General features: G+C 44.7%; 2 pseudogenes. Both read left to right on the forward strand.

Annotation, left to right across the window (positions count from 1 at the left end):
- Positions 1-353: pseudogene (locus CIK04_RS25840) on the forward strand (3-dehydroquinate synthase); the annotation flags it as partial.
- A 46-nt stretch (positions 354-399) separates the two neighbouring features.
- Positions 400-691: pseudogene (locus tag CIK04_RS25845) on the forward strand (cell division protein DamX); the annotation flags it as partial.

Here is a 691-nt window from a genome sequence, read left to right on the forward strand (position 1 = left end):
TACGTTTGGACACGCGATCGAAGCTCGAGCTCGGCTACGGCAACTGGTTACACGGTGAAGCCGTTGCCGCGGGTACGGTCATGGCGGCACGCACCGCACAGTTACAAGGTATGATCGATCAGCAGCAATTTGATAAGATTTTCTCTATACTTAGCAGAGCGAAGCTGCCAGTACATACACCAGAAAGTATGACGTTTGACGATTTCATGACTCATATGATGCGCGATAAGAARRTGCTATCAGGGAAACTGAGATTAGTCTTACCAAGCAGTATTGGTACCGCTGAGGTCGTGGCTGATGTGCCTCAAGAGGTCATTCGTCAAGCCATAGAAGATTGTCGCACAATCAATTAATCAACTTAAATAGCTCCATCGGGGCTATTTTCACAAGGAATCGCTGATGAGCCGTGCTTTGCCTAATGTACTTGAACTGGATTCTCAAACTGAGCTTTTAGAACGTCTTGAGTTATTGACTAATTTTGGCTCCAACCTTATCACTATTAATGGTGCTAAAGGATTTGGTAAGTCTTGGTTAGCGCAACGTTATCTAGAGCAGTATGCTCAAGAAAAAAATCAATGTTTAGTTCTGTGACCATCCTAGTCAAGATGAAGCCAGCATCGTACGCTTATCCTTAGCCAGCTTGTCAGTGAGCCGTTGTTTAATCCACACGATGCTTTGATTGAAAGTGCAG

The sequence above is a fragment of the Vibrio sp. 03_296 genome (assembly GCF_002265885.1).